This is a genomic window from Pseudokineococcus sp. 1T1Z-3, assembly GCF_037482365.1.
In the GTDB taxonomy this organism is placed as follows: domain Bacteria; phylum Actinomycetota; class Actinomycetes; order Actinomycetales; family Quadrisphaeraceae; genus Pseudokineococcus.
The window spans coordinates 34,659-56,598 of record NZ_JBBHZF010000001.1 but is presented as its reverse complement, the minus strand read 5'-3'; the positions used below and the strand labels follow the sequence as shown (position 1 = coordinate 56,598).

Sequence of the window (21,940 nt, the reverse complement as noted above, 5' to 3'; positions counted from 1 at the left end):
GGCGTGAGGATGACGGCATGGGTGACTGGGTCCAGTGCCTGAGCGACGCCGACCTACGCGGCGTGGTCGGTGCCGCCGGGTTGCAGCGGGGTCGGGCCTACGTGCGCGACGGCCGGGTGACGGCCGTGCACCGCCGCGGTGACGTGCTGCTCGGCACGGTGGTCGGCGAGCGCTCCTACAGCACCCTCGTCCGCCGCGACGACGACGGGAGCTGGTCGGGTCGGTGCTCGTGCCCCGTCGGCTCGGACTGCAAGCACACCGCCGCCCTGCTCGTGGCGGCCCGGGGGCAGACCCAGGGCGGGGCGCCCGCACCGGCGCCCCCGGAGCCGGGCCTGGCGGGGTGGGAGAGCGCGCTCGCCGGTCTGGTGCCCGGCGACGAGGACCACGGGCGCGGCACGCCGCTCGGCCTGCAGGTCGAGCTCCTCGACGGCCAGCCGGCCCAGGGGCGTCCGGGCCAGGGTCATCGGGGCCAGGGTGGTCGGGGAGGGGGTCGTCGCCCTCAGGCCCCGGTGCGCCGCCCGGCCGGCCCCGACGTGCGGGTGCGCCTGCGCCCGGTCCTGCCGGGCCGGCGGCCGGGCACCTGGGTCCGTACCGGAGCGGCCTGGCGGGACCTGCAGCACAGCTGGGCCCACCAGTGGCGCCCCGCCGAGCGCGCCGCGCTGCTGGCCCTGCAGCAGGTGCACCCGCCGAGCCGCACCCCCTACGGCTTCGGCTACCAGGACGTCCCCGTCCACCTGGACGACTTCGGCCCCCTCCTGTGGCACCTGCTGCGGCAGGTGCGCGAGGCCGGCGTGCCCCTCGTGCCCGCCGCCGGCCTCGCCGCGGTCAGCCTCGCGCCTCCCGCCCGGCTCGGCGTCGACGTGCGGCGGGCCCCCGGCGGCGACCTCGTGCTGGCGCCGCAGGTCGTCCTCGACGGCCGGGTCCTCGTGCCCACGGCGCTCGTCGGGGAGCCCGCGCACGGCGTCCTCGTCGTCTCCGACAGGTCGGGCGAGAGGCCCGCTCGCGGCAGGTCCCTGCTGCTCGTGCCGCTCGACCGGCCGGTGCCGCCGCCGCTGGCGCGGCTCCTGCCCGGCGGGGACCAGGTAGACGTCCCCGCGGCCGACGTCGACCGCTTCCTGCAGCAGGTCTACCCCGACCTGCGCTCCGTCGCGGCCGTCGCGTCCTCGGACGCCTCCGTGGACCTGCCCGAGGTAGCTCCGCCGCGGCTCGCGCTCGACGTCACGTGCGGCGCGGGGCACCGGCTCGCGCTCGCGTGGTCCTTCGGCTACCCGGTGGGTGCCGACGTCCACCGCGTCCCCCTGCAGGGCAGCGGCGCGGGGCGACCCCGCCGGGACGCCGGCGCCGAGCGGGCGCTGCTCGACTCGCTCGTGCTGCCGGACGCGCTCGAGGAGCGGCTGCGGGGACCCCAGCCCGAGCGGGCGCTGCGGCCCGAGGCAGAGGTGGAGGGCATGGACGCCGTCGCCGTCGTCGAGGAGCTGCTGCCCGCGCTGGCCGGCCGCGACGACGTCCTCGTGGAGGTCCACGGCGAGCTGCCGGACTTCCGGCGCACCGACAGCGCCCCGGTCGTCGAGCTGAGCGCGCAGGACCGCGCCCTGCCCGGCAGCACGCCCGGCACGGTCGACCAGGACTGGTTCGACCTCGGCGTCACGATCTCCGTCGACGGCGAGGACGTGCGCTTCGAGCCGCTGTTCCGGGCCCTGGCCGCGGACGAGCGGCACCTGCTGCTGCCGTCGGGCGCCTACTTCCGCGTCGACCGGCCCGAGCTGGACCAGCTGCGGCGTCTCATCGAGGAGGCCCGTGGCCTGCAGGACAGGGCCTCCGAGGGCCTGAGGATCAGCCGGTTCCAGGTGAGCCTGTGGGAGGAGCTGGCCGCGCTCGGGGTCGTGCGCACCCAGAGCGCCCGCTGGCAGGCCGGCGTCGCCGCGCTGCGTGAGGACGGCGACGTCGCACCGCCGCCCGTGCCGAGCGGGCTGCTGGCCGAGCTGCGGCCCTACCAGGTCGAGGGGTACCAGTGGCTCGCCGTGCTCGTCGAGCACGGGCTCGGCGGCGTCCTCGCCGACGACATGGGCCTGGGCAAGACGCTGCAGACCCTGGCCGTCGTGTGCCGGATGCAGGAGACCGGTCGTCTGCCCGCGCCCGTGCTCGTCGTCGCGCCGACGTCCGTCGTCCCGGGGTGGGCCGCCGAGGCGCAGCGCTTCGCCCCGGGCCTCGCCGTCGTCACCGTCACCGAGACCGGGCGTCGCCGCGGGACGCCGCTGGCGCAGCACGTCGCGGGTGCCGACGTCGTCGTGACGTCGTACGCGCTGCTGCGGCACGAGGACGAGGACTACCAGGCGCTGCCGTGGAGCCTGCTCGTCCTCGACGAGGCCCAGAACGTCAAGAACCACCACTCGCGGACCTACTCCTGCGTCCGCCGGCTGTCCGCCCCCTCCGCGCTCGCCATCACGGGCACGCCGCTGGAGAACAGCCTCATGGACCTGTGGTCGCTGCTCTCGATCACGGCGCCGGGCCTCTTCCCGAGCCCCGAGCGGTTCACCGAGGTCTACCGCAGGCCCGTCGAGAGCGGCGAGGGGACGCAGGCGCTGGAGGCCCTGCGCCGCCGCGTCCGGCCCCTCATGCGCCGGCGGACCAAGGAGGAGGTGGTGACCGAGCTGCCGCCCAAGCAGGAGCAGGTGCTCGCCGTCGAGATGAGCCCCGCGCACCGCGCGGTCTACGACCGACAGCTGCAGCGGGAGCGGCAGAAGGTGCTGGGGATGCTCGACGACGTCGAGAAGAACCGCTTCGCGATCTTCCGCTCGCTCACCCTGCTGCGGCAGATGAGCCTGCACCCGGCGCTCGTCGACGAGGCCCACGAGAAGGTCCAGGCCCGCAAGGTCGAGGTGCTCGTGGAGCACCTGCGCGAGCTCGCCGTCGAGGGCCACCGGGCGCTCGTCTTCAGCCAGTTCACCGGCTTCCTGCGCCGGATCCGCACCCGGCTGGCGGCGGAGGGCCTCACGCACTGCTACCTCGACGGGCGCACCCGTGACCGGGGACGGCGCATCGAGGAGTTCCGCGGCGGCGACGCGACGGCCTTCCTCATCAGCCTCAAGGCGGGCGGGTCGGGCCTCACCCTCACCGAGGCCGACTACGTCTTCGTCATGGACCCGTGGTGGAACCCCGCGGTCGAGGCGCAGGCCGTCGACCGGGCGCACCGCATCGGCCAGGACAAGAACGTCATGGTCTACCGGCTGGTCTCGGCCGGGACGATCGAGGAGAAGGTCATGGCCCTCAAGGAGCGCAAGGCCGACCTCTTCGCACGGGTCGTCGAGGACGGCGGCGCGCTGAGCGGGCCGATGACCGCCGAGGACCTCGGCAGCCTCTTCGCGCCCTGAGCCCTCGACGCGCGGGCGGCGCGGCGCGCCCGGCTACCCGTCCTCCACGCGCCGGCAGAACCGCTCCAGCGCGGCGGTGAACACCGCGGGCTGCTCGGCGTGGACCCAGTGGCCGGCGTCCTTGACGCGCAGCAGCTGGGTGCGGGGGAAGAGGGCGTCCATGGCGGGGCGGTCCTCGTCGAGGACGTACGTCGACGTCGCGCCGGCGACCCACAGCACCGGGCCGTCGTACGTCGCGCCGGGCGGCGGGTCAGGGAAGCCGCGCAGCGTCTCCAGCCCCTCGCCGATCACGTCCAGGTTGAGCAGCCAGCGCCATGTCGGGTCGTCCGTGGCCCCCTCCGGACGGGACGGGCGCTCGCGGACGAGGCTCTGCAGGAGGAAGCCGCGGACCATGTCGCTCGGGACGGCGGGGCGCAGGGCGTCGTGGGCGTCCTCGCGCGAGGTGAGGGCGCCGAGGTCCATCGCCCGCATCGCGGCGACGAAGTCGGCGAAGGGCGTCGGCTCCTCGTCGGGGTCGTCGGTGCGTCCGCCCGACGTCGGGTACTCCACGGGCGCGATGTCGACGACGACGAGCCCGGTGAGCAGCTCGGGCCGGCCCAGCGCGAGGTGCATGGCGACCTTGCCGCCCATCGAGTGCCCGACGAGCAGGACCGGCTCCCCGAGCGCCTCCAGCTCGGCGGCCAGGGTCTGCGCCATGGCGAGGTAGTCCACCCGCTCGGTGCGCGGCGAGCGGCCGTGGTCGGGCAGGTCGAGGGTCGTGACCCGGCGCGGGCCGTGGGCGAGGTGCCGGGCGACGCTCGTCCAGTTCTTGCCCTGCCCGAAGAGCCCGTGCACGAAGACGACGCGGGGCCCCTCCTCGCCGACCGTCGTGCTGGCCAGGCGCTGCGCAGAGGTGGGCTCCGTGGAGGTCGGCTGGGCCATGGGGCGATCCCACCACGGGCCCGACGAGGTGCGCCCTTCTCGAGGCTCAGGCTGTCGCGGTCGACGTCGAGCCACGGGCCGCCGATGCCGCGAGCGCCCATCGTCGCGCGGCCACGACGGGGGCCGTCACGAGCAGCACGAGGACGAGGGCGGCGGTGGCGACGACGACCTCGTCCGAGACGGGCCACGCGACCTCGGCGCCCAGGAGCGGCACGCCGACGCCGACGACGCCGACGGACACCAGGACGAGCATCGGGACCACCCGCACCAGGGTGGCCCCCGCCGCCGGACGTCCGCGGAGCGCGACGGCGAGCGTGACCACCGCGCCCAGGAGGGCGGCGAGCGTGAGACCGGAGACGGCGACCGTGAGGCCGGCCTCGGGGTGGTGCCCCACGAGGTCGAAGCGGCTCGTGAAGAAGGGCCAGGCGACCCAGAAGACGAGCCAGAAGCCCAGCGCGAGACCGACGCCCAGGCCGAGGAGGCCCGCGACCACGGAGCGCGCCGAGTCGCGCGGCTGCGCCACGTACCCGCCCGAGGCCACCGCCTCGCGCGCGAAGGCGTCCACGTCGGGGCCGAGGAGGGCCTCCGGCGGCACCCGCTGCGTGGCGGCCTCGAGGAGGTCGGCGCGGACGTCGGCGACGACGGCGCGCCGGTCGGTGCGGGTCAGGTGCAGGCGGCGCAGGCTGCGGTCGAGCGATCTCGTCGCGGCGTCGACCTCGGCGGCCAGGGGAGGGGCGGTCTCAGGTGCGGGCATCGGTCACCTCGGAGGTCGTCGGGTCGGGCGTCGGGCCGGTCGTGCAGTCGGTCGTCCGGGTCGTCGGAGGAGGGCTCGGGGGCGAGGTCGCCCCCAGGGCCCCGGCCGTGGCCAGGAGCCCGGTGACGGCGGCGCTGGTCTCCAGCCACTGGCTGGTCCAGGTGGCGAGCGTGCGCGCCCCCTCGGGGGTCACCTCGAAGACCTTCCGCGGCGGGCCGCTCGGGCTCGGCTCGGCGCGCTCGCTGACGAGGCCCAGCCGCCGGAGCCGCCCCACGAGCGGGTAGACGGTGCCGTAGCCGACGCCCGTCAGCCCGAGCCGCTCCAGCTGCTGGACGAGGTCGTAGGCGTGCGTGGGGCGGCGGGCCAGCGCCGCGAGAAGGCACATGTCCACGGTGCCGCGCAGCAGCTGGGTCCGACGGTCGGCGTCCGCTGTCATGCGACGCACAGTAGCGCCGGTAATGGGTGACGCCAAGTACCGGCGTGATGAGCAGGCGCGATCACTACGCTGCGGGCATGAACCACGTCCTCGCCGCGGTCGCCTGGCCCTACGCCAACGGCCCCCGGCACCTCGGCCACGTCGCCGGCTTCGGCGTCCCCTCCGACGTCTTCGCGCGCCAGCAGCGGATGGCGGGCCACGACGTGCTGATGGTCTCGGGCAGCGACGAGCACGGGACGCCGATCCTCGTCCAGGCCGAGCGCGAGGGCGTGAGCCCGCAGGCGCTGGCCGACCGGTACCACCGCGTCATCGCCGAGGACCTGCAGGGCCTGGGCCTGTCCTACGACCTCTTCACGCGCACCACGACGCGCAACCACCACGCCGTCGTGCAGGAGATGTTCCGCACGGTCCACCGCAACGGCTACCTCGTCGAGCAGACGACGAAGGGCGCCGTCTCCCCGTCGACGGGGCGCACGCTGCCCGACCGCTACATCGAGGGCACGTGCCCGATCTGCGGCTTCGACGGCGCCCGCGGCGACCAGTGCGACAGCTGCGGCAACCAGCTCGACCCCGTCGACCTCAAGGACCCCCGCAGCCGGATCAACGGGGAGCGGCCCGACTTCGTCGAGAGCCAGCACTTCTTCCTCGACCTGCCCGCGCTCGCCGAGGCCGTCGGGGCGTGGCTGGAGACGAAGACGGGGTCGTCGTCGTGGCGGCCCAACGTGCTCGGCTTCAGCCAGAACCTGCTGGGCGAGATCCGCCCCCGCGCCATCACCCGCGACATCGACTGGGGCATCCCCGTGCCGCTGCCCGGGTGGCAGGAGAACCCCACGAAGCGGCTCTACGTGTGGTTCGACGCCGTCGTCGGCTACCTCTCGGCGAGCATCGAGTGGGCCCGGCGCAGCGGCGACCCCGAGGCCTGGCGGCCCTTCTGGGGGCCCGACGCGCGCGGCTCGTACTTCATGGGCAAGGACAACATCGTCTTCCACTCCCTGATCTGGCCCGCCGAGCTGCTCGGCTACGCCGGCCGCGGCGCCCGCGGCGGCCAGCCGGGGCCCTACGGCGACCTCGCGCTGCCGTCGGAGGTCGTCGCCAGCGAGTTCCTCACCATGGAGGGACGCCAGTTCTCCTCCAGCCGGGGCGTCGTCATCTACGTGCGCGACGTGCTGGCGCGCTACCAGCCGGACGCGCTGCGGTACTTCCTCTCCGCCGCCGGGCCCGAGGCGCACGACACCGACTTCACCTGGCGAGAGCTCGTGCGCCGCACCAACGACGAGCTCGTCGCCGGCTGGGGCAACCTCGTCAACCGCACGGCCAGCCTCATCGCCAAGAACGTCGGCGCGATCCCCGAGGCGGGCGACCTGCAGCCCCGCGACCACGAGCTGCTGGCGACGACGTCTGCCGCCTTCGCCACGGTGGGGGACCTCGTGGCCACCCACCGCCAGCGCCAGGGCCTCGGCGAGGCGATGCGCACGGTCGGCGAGGTCAACCGCTACCTGTCCGAGACGGCGCCGTGGGCGCTGCGCACCAGCGACCCCGAGCGGATGCGCACCGTGCTGCACGTCGCCGCGCAGGGCGTCTCGGACTGCCGCACGCTGCTCGCGCCCTACCTGCCGCACAGCGCGCAGGCCGTGCACGAGGTGATGGGCGGTACCGGCACCGTCTCGCCCATGCCGGTCCTCTCCGAGGTCGAGGACCTCGACGGCGGCGCGCCCTACCCCGTCCTGCAGACGCCGCGCGGCGACGCCGGCGCCCCTGGGTGGGCCTCGGTGCCCGTGGTGCCCGGGACGCCGGTCGGCAAGCCGACGCCCGTCTTCACCAAGCTCGACGACGACGTCGTCGAGACCGAGCTGGAGCGGCTGCGGGAGGGCTCCTCCGGTGCCTGACGACGAGGCGCGCGCCGGCGGGGCGGGCGGCGCGCCGGTCACCGCGACCCGGGGCGCGGCGGCCGACCCACCCCGGGCGCGCTCGTCCACGGGTGCCGACGGTCGCCGGCGTGACCGCTCCTGGCCACCGGCGCCCGAGCCGCTCCCGGTGCCCGTCGTGGACGACCACACCCACCTCGACATCGCCGACGGGCCCGATGGTGGTCAGGGTGGAGGTGAGGACGGCGGGGACGGCGGAGACGGCGGCGAGCGCCGATCCGTCGCCGACCTGCTGGCGCTGGCGAGCGCCGCCGGCGTCACCCGCTCGGTGCAGATCGGCTGCGACCTGCCGGCGGCCCGCTGGACCGTGGAGGCCGTGCAGCGCCACCCCGAGCTGGTGGGCGGCGTCGCGATCCACCCCAACGAGGCGCCGGTCCTCGCCGCCCGCGGTGAGCTCGACGCGGCCCTCGAGGAGATCGCCCTCCTGGCGCGCGCCGACCGCGTCCGCGTCGTCGGCGAGACAGGTCTCGACACCGTCCGCACCGACGGCGACGACGCCGCCGCGGTGCGCGCCCAGGAGGAGTCCTTCCGGGCCCACGTCCGGCTCGCGAAGGAGCTCGGCCTGCCGGTGCAGGTGCACGACCGTGAGGCGCACGAGCGGGTCCTGCAGCTGCTCGCGCAGGAGCGCGCCGAGCGCGTCGTCCTGCACTGCTTCTCCGGCGACGTCGACATGGCCCGCGAGTGCGTGCGTCGCGGCTACGTCCTGTCCTTCGCCGGGACGGTCACCTTCCGCAACGCCGGTGGGCTGCGGACGGCGCTGTCGGTGGTGCCTCCCGAGCTCGTGCAGCTGGAGACCGACGCCCCCTTCCTGACCCCCGCGCCGCACCGGGGGCGGCCGAACGCCGGCTACCTCGTGCCGCTGACGGCCCGCGTCGTCGCCGACGTGCTGCAGGTGCCCCTGGAGACGTTGTGCGAGAGGACGTCCCAGACCGCGGAGGACCTCTACGGCCCCTGGTGAGCGCGGCCGACCGGGTGATGACGCACGGTGACGCCTCAGGTCCGGCCGGGGCGCCTTCCGGCCCGGGCTGGCCACCGGGGCGTGACACCAGATCTCGAATCGGTTACGGTCGCGCCGACAGCCGGGGCTGGGGAAGGCCTCGGGTGACGTCTCCCAGCACCGTCGCGGCCCCTGGTCAGCGTCCGCGAGGACGCGCCCACCTCTGGTGGGCGGACCGGCAGGGGGCCTGTCGGGTGCTGCCTGGACGCGCCTGCCTCCTCGCCGAGCCCGGGACCGCCCGACGTCAGGACCCTCTTGAGCTCTGCGGACAGCCCCCAGCCCGGCCCCGAGGCCGCCCAGCCCGACCCCGCCAGCCATGCCGGTGAGACCGAGGCCCCGGCGCAGGTGCGCCGTCGTCGTGGTCGCAGCGTCGCCGCCCGCGTCGTGCAGGGGGGAGCGCTCGTCGCCCTCCTCGGCGGTGCGGCGCTGTACGCGGCCGGCTCCACCACGGTCGAGCTCGACGTCGACGGCGTCAGCCAGGACGTGCGCCTCTTCGGCGGGGACGTCGAGGACGTCCTCGACAAGGGCGGCGTCCAGGTCGGCGCCCGTGACCTCGTCAGCCCCGCGGTCGGGGACGAGGTCGCCGACGGGGGCACCGTCGTCGTCCGGCACGCCCGCGAGCTGGAGCTCACCGTCGACGGCGAGACGAGCACCCACTGGACGACGGCGCTCACGCTCGACGAGGCGCTGGAGGACCTCGACGTCCGCTCCGAGGGTGCCGTCCTGTCCGCCTCGCGCTCGATGGCGCTGGGCCGTGAGGGCGAGTCAGTCCGCATGACCACGCCGAAGGACGTCACCGTCGTCGCCGACGGCAGCGCCCGGGCGCTCACGAGCACCGCCACGTCGGTCGGGTCGCTGCTGTCCGAGGCCGGCGTCGCCGTCGACGAGGACGACACCGTCTCGGTCGACGCCACCTCGCCGCTGACCCCGGGCCTCGTCGTCGCCGTCACCCGCGTCGCCGTCGAGGACGTCGCGGAGGAGAGCGGCGTGCCCTTCGCCACGACGCAGGAGGAGACCGACGACCTGTACGTCGGGCAGACGCGCGTGCGCAGCGAGGGCGTCGAGGGCGTGCAGCGGACCACCTTCCGCCAGACCACCGCCGACGGCGAGGTCGTCTCCCGCGAGGAGGTCGGCCAGGAGGTCGTGCGCGAGGCCGAGGCCCGCGTGGTCCTCGTCGGCACCGCGCAGCGTCCGGCGCCGGCGCCGACGGCCACCAGCTCCTCCTCCGGCTCGTCGTCCTCCGGCTCGTCGTCGTCGGGCGGCTCGTCGTCGGGGGGCTCGTCCTCGAGCGGGTCCTCCTCGGGTGGCTCCGCCCCGGCGCCCGCCCCCGCGCCCGCGCCGGCACCGGCGCCCGAGACGCCGTCGACCCCGGCGCCGAGCGGCAGCGTCTGGGACCAGCTCGCGCAGTGCGAGTCCGGCGGCAACTGGTCCATCAACACCGGCAACGGCTACTACGGCGGCCTGCAGTTCAACCTGCAGACCTGGCGCGCCTACGGCGGCTCCGGCCTGCCGAGCGAGAACAGCCGCGAGCAGCAGATCGCCATCGCCGAGAAGCTGCGCGACAGCCGCGGCGGCTACGGCGCCTGGCCGGCGTGCTCGCGCAAGCTCGGCCTGCGCTGACCGGGCGTGCGCTGACGGGCCTGCGCTGGCCTGGTGCGCGACGGCTCGGGGTCGTCCCTGCGAGGATCGCCGCATGAGCCGCACCGCCTCGGTGAGGGGCGTCCGCTGAGCGACGTGGCCTTCCCCGACGTCGGAGGGGCCCAGGAGCAGACGCTCCTGGGCCCCTCCGACGTGCGTGCGCTCGCCGCCCGGCTCGGGCTGCGCCCCACCAAGACCCTGGGCCAGAACTTCGTCACCGACGCCGGGACGGTGCGCCGCGTCGTCCGCCGGGCCGAGGTCGGGTCCGGCGACGTCGTCCTGGAGGTCGGCCCGGGGCTCGGGTCGCTGACGCTCGCGCTGCTGGAGCAGGCGGCCGGCGTCGTCGCCGTCGAGGTCGACCCGGTGCTCGCGGCCGAGCTGCCGCGCACCGTCGCCCGGCTCCGCGGCGAGGACGACGCCGTGCCCCCGCGGCTCGCCGTGCTCGGCGCCGACGCGCTGCGGGTCCGCGGCGACGACGTCCGCGGGGCGGGTGCGGGCACGCCGACGCGGCTCGTCGCCAACCTTCCGTACAACGTCGCCGTGCCCGTGCTGCTGGGACTGCTGGAAGAGCTGCCCGAGCTCATGTCGGCGCTCGTCATGGTGCAGGCCGAGGTGGCCGAGCGGCTCGCGGCCGCCCCGGGCAGCCGCGCGTACGGCGTCCCGTCGGTGAAGGCGGCCTGGTACGGGCGCGTCAGCCGGGCCGGGGCGGTGGGGCGCACCGTCTTCTGGCCGGCGCCCAACGTCGACTCCGGGCTCGTCGACGTGCAGCGGCGGGAGCCGCCGGCCAGCCGGGCCGGGCGGCGGGCGGTCTTCGCGGTCGTCGACGCCGCCTTCGCCCAGCGGCGCAAGACGCTGCGCGCCGCCCTCGCCGGCTGGGCGGGCAGCGGGGCCCGTGCCGAGGAGGCGCTGCGGGCGGCGAGGGTGGACCCGGCGCTGCGCGGGGAGCGGCTCGACGTCGCGGGCTTCGTCGCCGTCGCCGACGCCGGCAGGGACGTGCTGGGCCTGGCCGAGCCGGCGGCCCGCGGGGCGCTCTCGACGGGGGGCCGGGGGCGCCCGCGCCCGGGTGGTCACGGGGACGTGAGCCGCCGAGAGGGGTCGGACCCGGTCGCCTAGGGTCGCCGTGTGGGCAGCGGGGGGTTGCGCGTGGTGGGCGGCACGGGCGCGCCCGTCGTCGTCCGCGCGCCCGGCAAGATCAACCTCGCGCTGCGGGTCGGCGGGCTGCGCGAGGACGGCTCGCACGAGCTCGTGACCGTCTTCGAGGCCGTCTCGCTCGGTGAGCAGGTGCGCGCGTCGCCCTCGTCCCGGCTGCGCTGCACCGTCTCCGGCGAGGGGGCCGGCGACGTGCCCGTCGACGAGCGCAACCTCGCCGTCCGGGCCGCGCTGCTGCTCGCCGAGCGCGCCGGCGTGCCGCCGCGGGTGCGGCTGGACGTCGTCAAGGAGGTGCCCGTCGCGGGCGGCATGGCCGGCGGCAGCGCGGACGCGGCGGCGGCGCTCGTCGCGTGCGACGCGCTGTGGGGCACCGGCCTGACGCGCGAGGAGCTGGCCGTCCTCGGCGGCGAGCTCGGCGCCGATGTCCCCTTCGCGCTGCTGGGCGGCACCGCCGTCGGCACCGGCCGCGGCGAGCAGGTCGTGCCGGCGCTCGCGCGGGGAGAGCGCTCGTGGGTGCTCGCCCTGTCGGCGACGGGGCTCTCCACGCCGGCCGTCTACGGCGAGCTGGACCGCTCGCGGGTCGCCAGCGGGGTCGAGGACGCCGAGGTCGACGTCGCCGAGGAGCAGGTGGTCGAGCTGCTGGCGGCCCTGCGCTCCGGTGACGTCGCCGACGTGGGCGCCGCGCTCGTCAACGACCTGCAGGAACCGGCGCTGGCGCTCGCGCCGCACCTGCGCCGCACGCTCGACGTGGGCCTGGAGGCGGGCGCCGTCGCCGGCGTCGTCTCGGGCTCGGGCCCGACGGTCGCCTTCCTCGTCGACGGCCGAGAGCAGGGTCTCGCCGTCGCCGTCGCCCTCACCGCCTCGGGGGTGGCCGCCGACGTCCGCCGCGTCACCAGCCCCGCGCCCGGCGCCCGGGTGATGACGGGCGAGCGGTAGCGCCGGCCGGCTCACCCGTCTCGGACTTCGTAGCCCTTCTCCCTCCGACGAGGCCCCCAGTGCGGACTTCGTAGCCTCTCTCCCTCGTCAGGGGCGTTCAGGGCGGACTTCGTCGCCCTTCTCCGTAGTCAGGGAGGTTCTTCCGGCCGGGCTTGACCCTCACACCATGGGAAGGCCTGAGGTGGGCGGCGTGGTGAGCATCGGAGAGATCGCCGGCAGCACAGGAGTGTCTCGGCGCATGCTGCGGCACTGGGAGGACCTCGGCCTGCTCGAGCCGGCCGACGTCGACCCGGTCACGCGCTACCGCTCGTACGCGCCGACGCAGGTCGGGCGGGTCCGGGCCGTCGCGGCGCTGCGAGAGCTCGGGCTCGGGCTGGGCGACATCGCCGTCCTGCTCGACCCGTCGCTCGGACGCGGCTCTCTCGTGGAGGTCCTCCGGGCGCACGAGCGCGCCCTCGAGGAGCAGGTCTCCGCCGCCGCCACCCGCCTGGCCCGGGTGCGAGAGCGCCTGAGCGCCATCGAGAGAGGGAGCTCTGCCATGTCCACGCTCGTCCACCAGTCGCTGCCCGCCCTCCGGCTCGTCGGTCTGCACACCCAAGTCCTCGACGAGACGGAGATCCCCGCGGCCGCGACCGACCTCCGCGCCCGGCTGCGCACCGTGCTCGGGGACGTCGAGGGTCGACTCGTCCTCGCCTTCGACGGGACGGATGACGACGTCGTCGTCGTCTCGGCCGGCGTCCCGGACGACGTCGGTGCGTCCGCCCGGGGGCTGGTGCCGCTCACGGTCGACGAGGCCGAGCAGGGCGTGAGCGTCCGGTTCGACGAGCTGCCCCGCGACGCCTCCGACGCCTGGGTGCTCGTCGACCACCACCTCGAGGCCGCCGGACTGCGGACCTGGGGTGTCCACCGGCACGTCCACGCCGCCGACGGCTCGGTGACGCTCCAGGCCGCCACCTGCACCCGCACCTGACGGACTTCGTGGCCTTTCTCCGCCGTCAGGGGCGCTGGGGGCGGACTTCGTAGCCTTCCTCCGCGTCGGACGGAGGCCGTGGACGCCGGACGGGCGACGTCGCTCCCGGTGGCAGGCTGGGCGCGTGGCGCACCTGCTGAACGCGGAGTCGGTCTCCGTGGTCCTCGGCGCCCGCGACGTGCTCGCGGGCGTCTCCCTCGGGCTCGACGACGGTGACCGGATCGGCGTCGTCGGGCGCAACGGCGACGGCAAGTCGACGCTCCTGCGCGTCCTCACGGGCGAGCACGCACCGGACGACGGCCGGGTCACGCAGTCACGGGGGCTGCGGGTCGGCGTCCTGCCGCAGGCCGACGACCCCCGCGCCGGCGGGTCGGTGCGCCAGCTCGTCGTCGGGGACGCCGCCGACCACGAGTGGGCCTCCGACGCCCGGGTGCGCGACGTCGTCTCCGGGCTGCTCGACGACGTCCAGACCTCCGTGCCCGGCGGCATCGACGCCCCGCTCTCGGCGCTCTCGGGCGGGCAGCGACGACGGGCGGCGCTCGCGGCCGTGCTCGTGGGCGACCACGACGTCGTCGTCCTCGACGAGCCGACCAACCACCTCGACGTCGAGGGCGTCGCCTGGCTCGCCGAGCACCTGCGCACGCGGTGGCCGGCCGGGCGCGGCGCGCTGCTCGTCGTCACGCACGACCGGTGGTTCCTCGACGCCTGCTGCACGCAGACCTGGGAGGTCACGGGCGGCGGCGTCGAGAAGTACGACGGCGGGTACGCCGCCTACGTGCTCGCGCGGGCCGAGCGCGCGCGCGTCGCCGCGGTGACCGCCGACCGGCAGGCCAACCTCCTGCGCAAGGAGCTCGCGTGGCTGCGCCGCGGGGCGCCGGCGCGCACGAGCAAGCCCAAGTTCCGCCTCGACGCCGCGGCCGCGCTCGTCGCGAGCGAGCCGCCCCCGCGCGAGGACGTCACGATCACCGCGACGGCGAGCGCCCGCCTCGGCAAGGACGTGCTCGACCTCGAGGAGGTCACCTACGCCGTCCCTGCGGCCGAGGGGGACGCGCCGCGGACGCTGCTGGACGACGTCACGTGGCGGCTCGCGCCGGGGGAGCGCGTGGGCGTCGTCGGCGTCAACGGCGCGGGCAAGACGACGGTGCTGCGGTTGCTGACCGGCGAGCTGGAACCCGACGCCGGGCGGGTGCGCCGCGGCAAGACCGTGCAGGTCGCGGTGCTGAGCCAGTCGCTGCGCGAGCTGGAGGAGGTCGCCGGGCTGCGGGCGCTGGAGGCCGTCGAGCGGGAGCGCCGCGAGCTCGTCGTCGACGGCAAGCCGGTCAGCGCGAGCAGCCTCGTCGAGCGGCTGGGCTTCACCAAGGACCGGGCCTGGACGCCGGTCGGCGAGCTCTCCGGCGGTGAGCGGCGGCGGCTGCAGCTGCTGCGCCTGCTCGTGCACGAGCCCAACGTGCTGCTGCTCGACGAGCCGACGAACGACCTCGACACCGACGTCCTGGCCTCGGTCGAGGACGTCCTCGACGGCTTCGCCGGCACGCTCGTCGTCGTCTCCCACGACCGGTACCTGCTGGAGCGCACCACCGACCACCAGGTCGCCCTCCTCGGCGACGGCCGGCTGCGGGACCTGCCGGGCGGCGTCGAGCAGTACCTGGCGCTGCGCGCCCAGGCGCGGTCGTCGGGCCAGGGGGCGGCGCTGCCGGGTGCGGCGACGTCGTCCCCAGGGTCCGCGCCGACGTCGGGCCCGTCGGCGGCCGAGGTGCGCACGGCGCGCAAGGAGGCGGCGAGGCTTGAGCGTCGCCTGGAGAAGCTGCAGTCCACCGAGGCGGACCTGCTCGACCGGATGGCGGCGTCGGCCACCGACCACACGGCGGTCAGCGCGCTGGACGCCGAGCTGCGCGGGGTCCGCGACGAGCGCGACCAGGTCGAGGAGGCTTGGCTCGAGGCCGCCGAGCTCGCCGGCTGACCGCACCCGCCGCCCCGCCGCCCGCCGCGAGGGGAGGGCGGCGCCGGGCTGGCGTCAGGAGGTGCGGCGACGGCGCCAGGGCGGCGGCTCGGAGTGCAGGAACCACGCGAAGGTCTTGGTGGCCCAGGGCAACCCGAAGTACGTCATGATCGGCGTCAGCGCCGTGGTCACCGCGGCCACGCGGACGACGAGCGGCACGACGTCGGTCAGCAGGAGCCCCAGCGTGCTGTTCATGAGCAGCGACAGCGGCAGGAACACCGTGAAGATGACGATCGCCTGGCGCCACCGCGGCGGTGCGGGCCTCGGCGGCGGCCCGACGACGCTGCCGGCGGCCGCGTCGAACCAGCCCTCGATGCCGGTGCGCTTCTCCGTCTGACCCTGACGCACGGTCCCGGGTGCACCGTCGAGCCACCAGCGCCGCTCGCTGGAGCCCTCCCAGCCGGCCAGCGCGTCGTCGTCGACGAAGCGGTAGAGCATGTGCCACTCGCGCGAGTCGACGCCCCCGCGCACCCACCCCGCGCCGAGGAAGCCCGGGAAGGACTCCGCCAGACGGGCCCCCGCGCTCACCCAGGTGAGCATCTCCAGGCGCTGACCCGGGTCGGCGATGCGCGTCGAGGCCACGGTGACGTAGGGCGGGGCGGAGGCGGAGGGCCGGTCGGCGGAGGGTGGGGCGCTCACCCGGGCAGTGTGGCGGAGTCTGGCCGGCACGGGGCCGGCACGAGGCTGACGGCCGGTCAGGGCTCGGCCGGGTCGCTCGTCCTCGGGTCGTCGAAGCCGCTGGTCAGCGCGCGCAGGACGTCGGCGAGCGCCGTCCGCTGCTCCGGCGCCAACCTGGCGAGCAGGGCCCGCTCGCGGTCGAGGAGGTCGGCCATCGCGGAGTCGACCCGCTGCGCGCCCGCCGGGGTGAGCCGCACGAGGACGCCGCGACGGTCACCGGGGGCGGGGTGGCGCTCCACGAGGCCGAGGGCGAGCAGCCGGTCCACGCGGTTGGTCATGGTGCCGCTCGTCACGAGCGTCGACGTCACGAGCCGTCCCGGCGTCAGCTGGTACGGCGCGCCGGCCCGGCGCAGCGCGGAGAGGACGTCGAAGGCCCACGCCTCCAGCCCGTGCTCGGCGAAGGCCGCCCGGCGGGCCAGGTCGAGGTGCCGCGCGAGCCGGCTGACCCGCGAGAGCACCTCCAGCGGCGAGACGTCGAGGTCCGGCCGCTCCCGGCGCCAGGCCTCCACGATGCGGTCGACCTCGTCCCGCGGCGCACCGGGGCGCCGTCCCGCGCCCTCGAGGTCCACGGCGGCGAGAGTACGCCTGACGTCTCGACGTCGAGATTCTCGACGCCCGGGCATCACGGTCACAGCGCCGCGCGCACGATGGCGGCGACCCGCCCCGGCACGCACGTGTCGGCCCAGGTGCACCGGACGACGTCGTGCCCCAGGCCGACGAGGGCGTTGGCCCGCTCGCGGTCGCGGTAGAGAGCGGTGAGGGGGTCGTGGAACTGCCGTCCGTCGGCCTCGAGGAGGAGCAATCCGCGCCCTAGCCGCCGTCGCCGCCGGAAGACCATGTCGGCACGGGCGACGACGCGCCCGGTGTCGCCGCGCAGCGGCACGTGCAGGTCGTCCGGCGGGACACCGCCGTCGATGCAGTCGAGGCGGGCTCGGCTCTCGAGGGGCTCTCGGCACGGCCATCCGCGAGCAGCCAGAGGTCCTCGACGGCGCGGCAGCCGCGCCGTCCCGCCGTCAGGGCACGTGCTCGCGCGAGGTCGTCCTGGGTGACCTGCCCCGAGGCCAGGGCGGCGTCGAGGAGCGCCAGGGCGTCTCCGCGTGGTCGGCGCGGCACCTCGTCGACGAGCGTCCTCGCCACCGTCGTCGTCGGCAGCCCACGCAGGTCGACGACGTCGCCCGGTGTCAGCAGGTCGTGGTGGACCTCGAGGTGGTCACGCCCACGCCTGCGCAGAGGAGGCGGCACGAGGACCTGCACAGGCACCGGCTCGGCCGGGACGTCCAGCCCGTGGAGGGCGACCGCCGTCCCGAAGCCGGCGACGGCGTCCGGGACCGTGAGCGTGGCCGCCCGGGCCCACGACCGCAGCAGCCGATTCCCGGTCCGGTCGGGCATGACGAGGAACGTCCCGCGCAGCAGCGGCACCCATGTGCCGCAGCGGACGAGGGTGCGGACCTGCCCTCTCCTCGCGCCGGCACGGTCGAGATCCAGGGTCGTCACGACGGCGTCCTGCCGTGCCGCGGCGTCGAGCAGCCGGCGCACGGTCGCCTCATCCGTACCCCGAGCGTGGCGCGGAGGCCCCCTGCGTGCCGGCGTCGTCCACAGGCAGCCGGGGTAGGTCGACTGCGACGTCGAGATGGACGTCGTGGTCGCGATATCCGCGGAGGAGCGACCACGACCTCCATCTCGGCCTGGACCGACTCAGGTCGCCGGCGTGACCTCGGCGACGAGGTGCGGCTCGCCGTCGCGCTCGCGGCGGACGGCGAGCAGCAGCGAGCCGTCCGGGGCGCCCTCCAGCGGGCCCCAGCCGCAGACCGCGTGGCCGGGCATCGCCAGGGGGCGCAGGAAGCGCGCGGAGACGACGTGCGCGGCGGGCAGGCGGCCCTCGAGGTCGCCGAGGGCGCGCGCGAGGGTCCACATGCCGTGGGCGATGGGACGCCGGAAGCCCAGCAGCCGCGCGGTCGGCCGCGACAGGTGGATCGGGTTGGGGTCGCCCGAGACGCGCGCGTACGCCCGCCCCGTCGACGTCGGCACCACCCAGCGCACCGACCCGGCCGGCAGCTCGCGCCGCGGCTCGCCCGACCCGCCCGAGCCGCCCGACCCGCCCGGCAGCTCGCCAGACCCGCCCGACGACGAGCCCTCCCGGTGCAGGTACGTGCTCACCCCGCGCCAGACCTCCTCGCCCGCGACGCTCGCGCTGGCGACGACGTCGAGCTGGCGGCCGCGCCGGTGCGGGCGCAGGTCCTGGGCCCGCACGGCGAGGTCGAGCGGCTCCCGCGGGTCGACCTCGCGGCGCAGCTCGAGGCGCTGGCCGACGTGCACGAGCCCCAGCAGCGGCAGGGGGAAGGCCGGGTCGAGCAGCAGCCGCATCGACGCGCCGCCCGCCAGGACGTGCAGGTAGGCCGCCGGCAAGGACGTCGGCAGGGGAACCCCGGGCCGCGGCGTGCTCACGCGCGCCCACGCGTCCAGGTGCGCCCGGTCGGTGCGGACGCCGGAGGCCTCGACGACCCGCTCGGGCAGCCCCGCCGGCCGTGGGCGCGGCAGCAGCGCGGCCGCCAGCTCGCGCCTCGACGGCGCGAGCGGCACGGGCGGTGACGACCGGTGCGACGCCGTGCGCGGCACCCTCACGCCCCCAGCAGGTTCTGCCCGCAGACCCGCAGCACCTGGCCGTGGACGCCGGCGCTCGCCGGCTCGGCGAGCCAGGCGATGGCCTCCGCGACGTCGACAGGCAGCCCGCCCTGGCCGAGCGAGGCGAGCCGCCGGCCGAGCTGGCGGGGCAGCGGCGGGATCGTCTCGGTCATCCGCGTCTCGATGAAGCCCGGGGCGACGGCGTTGACGGTCGCGCCCGCCGCCCCCGCGCACCCCGCGAGGGCGTCGACGAGCCCGATGACGCCGGCCTTGCTCGTCGCGTAGCTCGTCTGGCCGTCGTTGCCCGCGATGCCCGCGAGCGAGGAGACGCCGACCACCCGCCCGCCCCGGCCGACCAGCCCCGCGCCCAGCAGGTGCTCGGTGATCCGCAGCGGCGCACCGACGTTGACGTCGACCACGGAGGCGAAGGCGTCGGGGCGCATGTTGCGAAGCCGCCGGTCGCGGGTGATGCCGGCGTTGTGGACGACGACGTCGACGCCGCCGGCGCGCTCGCAGTGCTCGGCGAGGCGCCCGGGCGCCAGGTCGGAGGTGATGTCGAGCAGCAGCGGCTCCCCGCCGACCGTCCGCGCCGTCGCGGCGAGGGCGTCGGCGGCGGCCGGGACGTCGACGAGGACCACCTCGGCGCCGCGGGCCGCGAGCAGCGCGACGACGGACGCGCCGATGCCGCGCGCGGCCCCGGTGACGACGGCGCGCTGCCCGGCCAGCGGCTGCGGGCCGCGGGCCTGCGCCGGCAGGGGCAGGTCGTGCACCGGGTCCTGCACCCGCACCACCTGGCCGCTGACGAAGGCCGAGCGGCCCGAGAGCAGGAAGCGCAGCGTCCCGCCCATGGCCTGCACCCCGCGGCCGGAGAGCAGCACGAGCTGGACGGTGCGCCCGCCGCCGACCTCCTTGCCGAGCGAGCGGGTGAAGCCCTCCAGGCCCCGCTGCGCCACCCGCGCCGACGGGGGCGCCCCCTCGGGCAGCCGGTCGGGGTCCAGCCCGACGACGACGACGTGCGCCCCGCGCGCCAGCCGGCGCAGCACGGGCGTGCAGGCCCCGACGAGGCCCACGAGGTCGGCCGGGGACGACGCCGTCGTCGCGTCGACGACCAGCCCGCCCAGCCGGTCGCTGCCCGGTGACCCGGCGTCCACGACGTCGACGCCCGCCGCGGCCAGCTCGGCGGCGGCGACCCCCGCGGCCTCCCCGCGGTGCTCGCGCCCGTCGACGCCGACGAGCCCGGTGACGAGCACGGGCCCGGGCGCCAGCGGCGCACCCGGGACGCCGCGGCGCAGCGGCACCGGGTCGGGCAGCCCCAGGCCGCTGACCAGGCGGTGCCCGAGCGGGGAGCGGGCGAAGGAGGCGTAGCGGTCGGCGACGGCCGGCTCGGCGACGTCGGCGGGACTCGCCGCACCCGGGCCTCCGCCAGGGCCGGGGCCGTCGTCGCCGGACGTCGCGGCCGCGGGCGGGGGCGTCGGTGCCATGTGTCGACGCTACCCCGACCGAGCGGCGCAAGTTACCCACGGGTAACACCCTTCGGCCGGCCGTGGCACAGTGGTCGGCATGGCCGACGCCGACGTCCGCACCGCCGCTGCCGTCTCCCGCGGGCCCAGCCCGTTCGGGCCGGCGTCCTCCCCGCGCCCCGTCGCCGTCGTGGCGGGCTCGCGCATCCCCTTCGCCCGCGCGGGCACCGTCTACGCGAGCGCCTCGAACCAGGAGATGCTCACCGCCGCCCTCGACGGGCTCGCCCGCCGCGCCGGGCTGGAGGGCGAGCGCGTCGGCGAGGTCGTCGCCGGCGCCGTCGTCAAGCACAGCCGGGACATCAACCTCACCCGCGAGGCCGTGCTCGGCTCGGTGCTGGACCCGACGACGACGGCCTACGACGTCGGGCAGGCCTGCGGCACGGGCCTGCAGGCGGCGCTCTCCGTCGCCGGCAAGATCGCCCTCGGCCAGGTCGACGCCGCGATCGCCGGCGGCGCGGACACGACGTCGGACGCGCCCGTCGTCGTCTCCGAGGGGCTCCGGCGAGCGCTGCTGGCGGCCAACGCCCAGAAGACCGCGACGGGTCGCGCCAGGGCCTTCGCCACCGTGCGTCCTCGTGACCTCGTGCCTGTGGCGCCGAGCGTCGTCGAGCCCCGCACCGGGCTGACGATGGGCGAGCACCAGGCCCGCACCACGCTGGAGTGGGGCATCACCCGGCAGGCGCAGGACGAGCTGGCGCTGGCCAGCCACCACCGGCTCGAGCGGGCCTACGAGAGCGGCTTCCTCGACGACCTCGTCGTCCCCCACCGGGGCCTCGAGCGCGACACGTTCCTGCGGCCGGGCCTGACGCTCGAGCAGCTCGCCCGGCTCAAGACCGTCTTCGGCCGGGGCGACTCGGCGACCATGACCGCCGGCTCCTCGACGCCGCTGTCCGACGGCGCCAGCGCCGTCCTGCTCGCGACGCCGGAGTGGGCGGGTGAGCGCGGCCTGGAGCCGATGGCCTACCTCGTCGACGCCGAGACCGCGTCGGTCGACCACGTGAGCGGCGCGGAGGGGCTGCTCATGGCACCCGTCTACGCCGCCTCCCGGCTGCTGGCCCGCCGGGGCCTGTCCCTCGGTGACTTCGACGTCGTGGAGATCCACGAGGCCTTCGCCAGCCAGGTGCTCTGCACGCTGGCCGCCTGGGAGGACCCGCTGTTCTGCAAGGTGCGGCTCGGGCGCGAGGAGCCGATGGGCGCCGTCGACCGCGACCGCCTCAACCCCCATGGCGGCTCGCTGGCCGCCGGCCACCCCTTCGCCGCGACCGGCGCCCGCGTGCTGGCCTCGGCCGCCAAGGCCCTGGCCGTCCGCGGCGGCGGACGCGCGCTCGTGTCCGTCTGCGCCGCCGGTGGTCAGGGCGTGGTCGCGGTCCTGGAGCGCTGAGGTCGTCCGTCGCGACGAAGCCGGGGCTCGGCCTCCATGCCCGACAGGCCGTTCCACGACAGGTTCACGAGGTGGGCGGCGACGGTGGCCTTGTCGGGCTCGCGCGTGTCCAGCCACCACTGCCCGGTGAGGGCGACCATGCCGACGAGCATCTGCGCGTACATCGGCGCCGTCTGCGCCGGCAGCCCGCGGCGGTCCATCTCCCGCACCATGAGGTGCTCGACCTGGCGGGCGACGTCGGACATCAGCGTCGCGAAGGTGCCGCCGGAGGAGGCGACGGGGGAGTCGCGGACGAGGATCCGGAAGCCCTCGCTGGAGGTCTCCACGTAGTCGAGCAGGGCCAGCGCCGCCCGCTCCAGCACCTCGCGCGGATGCACGCCGGTGACGTCCAGGGCGGCGGTGACGGCGCTGAGCAGGCGCTGGACCTCCCGGTCGGCGACGACCTCGTAGAGCTCCTCCTTGCCCCGGCGGAAGTGCTCGTAGACCACCGGCTTGGACACGTGGGCCCGTGCGGCGACCTCCTCGACGCTCGCCCCCTCCAGGCCGCGCTCGGCGAAGAGCGCGCGGCCGACGTCGAGCAGCTGCGCGCGCCGGGCCGCACCCGTCATGCGCACGCGACGCGGGGCGGGGGCGGACGCGGGCA

At 76.4% G+C, this 21,940-nt stretch carries 19 protein-coding genes; 9 read left to right on the top strand and 10 right to left on the bottom strand.

All coding sequences use genetic code 11. From position 1 onward, the window contains the following. The first annotated feature begins 17 nt into the window (after positions 1-17). On the top strand, positions 18-3,371 hold the full coding sequence (locus WDV86_RS00215) for a DEAD/DEAH box helicase (RefSeq protein WP_339565577.1): 3,354 nt from the start codon (positions 18-20) through the stop codon (positions 3,369-3,371). Positions 3,372-3,404: 33 nt separating this feature from the next. Here the strand turns inward: WDV86_RS00215 and WDV86_RS00210 are convergent, their stop codons facing one another. From WDV86_RS00210 to WDV86_RS00200, 3 genes are read right to left on the bottom strand one after another with little or no spacing between them, the layout of a single operon-like run. Then, positions 3,405-4,292, bottom strand: coding sequence for an alpha/beta fold hydrolase (locus WDV86_RS00210; RefSeq protein WP_339565576.1), 888 nt, complete (start codon positions 4,290-4,292; stop codon positions 3,405-3,407). Between the two features lie 46 nt (positions 4,293-4,338). Then, the gene (locus WDV86_RS00205; protein WP_339565575.1) at positions 4,339-5,046 is read right to left on the bottom strand and encodes a hypothetical protein; all 708 of its coding nucleotides are present in this window, start codon (positions 5,044-5,046) and stop codon (positions 4,339-4,341) included. Further along, the gene (locus WDV86_RS00200; protein ID WP_339565574.1) at positions 5,033-5,482 is read right to left on the bottom strand and encodes a PadR family transcriptional regulator; all 450 of its coding nucleotides are present in this window, start codon (positions 5,480-5,482) and stop codon (positions 5,033-5,035) included. Before WDV86_RS00200 ends, WDV86_RS00205 begins: the two co-directional genes overlap by 14 nt. A 77-nt stretch (positions 5,483-5,559) precedes the next feature. Between WDV86_RS00200 and metG the strand changes: the two genes are divergently transcribed. The 7 genes from metG (at position 5,560) to WDV86_RS00165 (ending at position 15,057) form a co-directional block, all read left to right on the top strand. Then, a complete protein-coding gene (gene metG / locus WDV86_RS00195) occupies positions 5,560-7,368 on the top strand; it encodes a methionine--tRNA ligase (RefSeq protein WP_339565573.1) in 1,809 nt (602 codons plus the stop codon). Next, entirely contained in the window at positions 7,361-8,365 is a 1,005-nt protein-coding gene (locus WDV86_RS00190) for a TatD family hydrolase (protein WP_339565572.1), read from the top strand. The genes metG and WDV86_RS00190 overlap by 8 nt, the downstream gene beginning before the upstream one ends. A gap of 294 nt (positions 8,366-8,659) precedes the next feature. Further along, a complete protein-coding gene (locus WDV86_RS00185; RefSeq protein WP_339565571.1) occupies positions 8,660-10,024 on the top strand; it encodes a transglycosylase family protein in 1,365 nt (454 codons plus the stop codon). A 114-nt stretch (positions 10,025-10,138) separates the two neighbouring features. Continuing rightward, positions 10,139-11,155 carry a 16S rRNA (adenine(1518)-N(6)/adenine(1519)-N(6))-dimethyltransferase RsmA gene (gene rsmA / locus WDV86_RS00180; protein WP_339565570.1) on the top strand — a complete coding sequence of 339 codons (1,017 nt, stop codon included), beginning with the start codon at positions 10,139-10,141 and terminating at the stop codon, positions 11,153-11,155. A gap of 9 nt (positions 11,156-11,164) precedes the next feature. After that, a complete protein-coding gene (locus WDV86_RS00175) occupies positions 11,165-12,127 on the top strand; it encodes a 4-(cytidine 5'-diphospho)-2-C-methyl-D-erythritol kinase (RefSeq protein ID WP_339565569.1) in 963 nt (320 codons plus the stop codon). A gap of 190 nt (positions 12,128-12,317) precedes the next feature. After that, on the top strand, positions 12,318-13,097 hold the full coding sequence (locus WDV86_RS00170) for a MerR family transcriptional regulator (RefSeq protein WP_339565568.1): 780 nt from the start codon (positions 12,318-12,320) through the stop codon (positions 13,095-13,097). A 124-nt stretch (positions 13,098-13,221) separates the two neighbouring features. Beyond that, positions 13,222-15,057 (top strand): ABC-F family ATP-binding cassette domain-containing protein, encoded by a 1,836-nt coding sequence (locus WDV86_RS00165; RefSeq protein ID WP_339565567.1) that lies wholly within the window; start codon positions 13,222-13,224, stop codon positions 15,055-15,057. Between the two features lie 54 nt (positions 15,058-15,111). Here WDV86_RS00165 and WDV86_RS00160 read toward each other — a convergent pair whose 3' ends face one another. The 6 genes from WDV86_RS00160 to WDV86_RS00135 form a co-directional block, all read right to left on the bottom strand. Further along, a complete protein-coding gene (locus tag WDV86_RS00160) occupies positions 15,112-15,636 on the bottom strand; it encodes an antibiotic biosynthesis monooxygenase (protein WP_445262885.1) in 525 nt (174 codons plus the stop codon). Positions 15,637-15,791: 155 nt separating this feature from the next. After that, a complete protein-coding gene (locus WDV86_RS00155) occupies positions 15,792-16,343 on the bottom strand; it encodes a MarR family winged helix-turn-helix transcriptional regulator (protein WP_339565565.1) in 552 nt (183 codons plus the stop codon). Between the two features lie 59 nt (positions 16,344-16,402). Next, positions 16,403-16,576, bottom strand: coding sequence for a hypothetical protein (locus WDV86_RS00150; RefSeq protein WP_339565564.1), 174 nt, complete (start codon positions 16,574-16,576; stop codon positions 16,403-16,405). Between the two features lie 8 nt (positions 16,577-16,584). Continuing rightward, positions 16,585-17,310, bottom strand: a complete 726-nt coding sequence (locus WDV86_RS00145) for a hypothetical protein (RefSeq protein WP_339565563.1) — start codon at positions 17,308-17,310, stop codon at positions 16,585-16,587. 159 nt (positions 17,311-17,469) lie between these two features. Further along, positions 17,470-18,396, bottom strand: a complete 927-nt coding sequence (locus WDV86_RS00140; protein ID WP_339565562.1) for a MaoC family dehydratase — start codon at positions 18,394-18,396, stop codon at positions 17,470-17,472. Further along, entirely contained in the window at positions 18,393-19,877 is a 1,485-nt protein-coding gene (locus tag WDV86_RS00135) for a 3-oxoacyl-ACP reductase (protein WP_339565561.1), read from the bottom strand. Before WDV86_RS00135 ends, WDV86_RS00140 begins: the two co-directional genes overlap by 4 nt. Before the next feature lie 79 nt (positions 19,878-19,956). Here WDV86_RS00135 and WDV86_RS00130 point away from each other — a divergent pair, with 79 nt between their 5' ends. Further along, positions 19,957-21,297 carry an acetyl-CoA C-acetyltransferase gene (locus WDV86_RS00130; protein ID WP_339565560.1) on the top strand — a complete coding sequence of 447 codons (1,341 nt, stop codon included), beginning with the start codon at positions 19,957-19,959 and terminating at the stop codon, positions 21,295-21,297. Here the strand turns inward: WDV86_RS00130 and WDV86_RS00125 are convergent. After that, entirely contained in the window at positions 21,267-21,905 is a 639-nt protein-coding gene (locus WDV86_RS00125) for a TetR/AcrR family transcriptional regulator (RefSeq protein ID WP_445262884.1), read from the bottom strand. The two genes, WDV86_RS00130 and WDV86_RS00125, sit on opposite strands and share 31 nt — an antisense overlap. Positions 21,906-21,940: the final 35 nt, after the last annotated feature.

What these genes read in the sequence shown, in the direction of transcription:
- WDV86_RS00215 (WP_339565577.1), top strand. Translation starts at nt 18, where the DNA reads ATGGGTGACTGGGTCCAGTGCCTGAGCGACGCCGACCTACGCGGCGTG.
- WDV86_RS00210 (WP_339565576.1), bottom strand. Translation starts at nt 4,292, where the DNA reads ATGGCCCAGCCGACCTCCACGGAGCCCACCTCTGCGCAGCGCCTGGCC.
- WDV86_RS00205 (WP_339565575.1), bottom strand. Translation starts at nt 5,046, where the DNA reads ATGCCCGCACCTGAGACCGCCCCTCCCCTGGCCGCCGAGGTCGACGCC.
- WDV86_RS00200 (WP_339565574.1), bottom strand. Translation starts at nt 5,482, where the DNA reads ATGACAGCGGACGCCGACCGTCGGACCCAGCTGCTGCGCGGCACCGTG.
- metG (WP_339565573.1), top strand. Translation starts at nt 5,560, where the DNA reads ATGAACCACGTCCTCGCCGCGGTCGCCTGGCCCTACGCCAACGGCCCC.
- WDV86_RS00160 (WP_445262885.1), bottom strand. Translation starts at nt 15,636, where the DNA reads ATGCTCACCTGGGTGAGCGCGGGGGCCCGTCTGGCGGAGTCCTTCCCG.
- WDV86_RS00135 (WP_339565561.1), bottom strand. Translation starts at nt 19,877, where the DNA reads ATGGCACCGACGCCCCCGCCCGCGGCCGCGACGTCCGGCGACGACGGC.
- WDV86_RS00130 (WP_339565560.1), top strand. Translation starts at nt 19,957, where the DNA reads ATGGCCGACGCCGACGTCCGCACCGCCGCTGCCGTCTCCCGCGGGCCC.
- WDV86_RS00125 (WP_445262884.1), bottom strand. Translation starts at nt 21,905, where the DNA reads ATGACGGGTGCGGCCCGGCGCGCGCAGCTGCTCGACGTCGGCCGCGCG.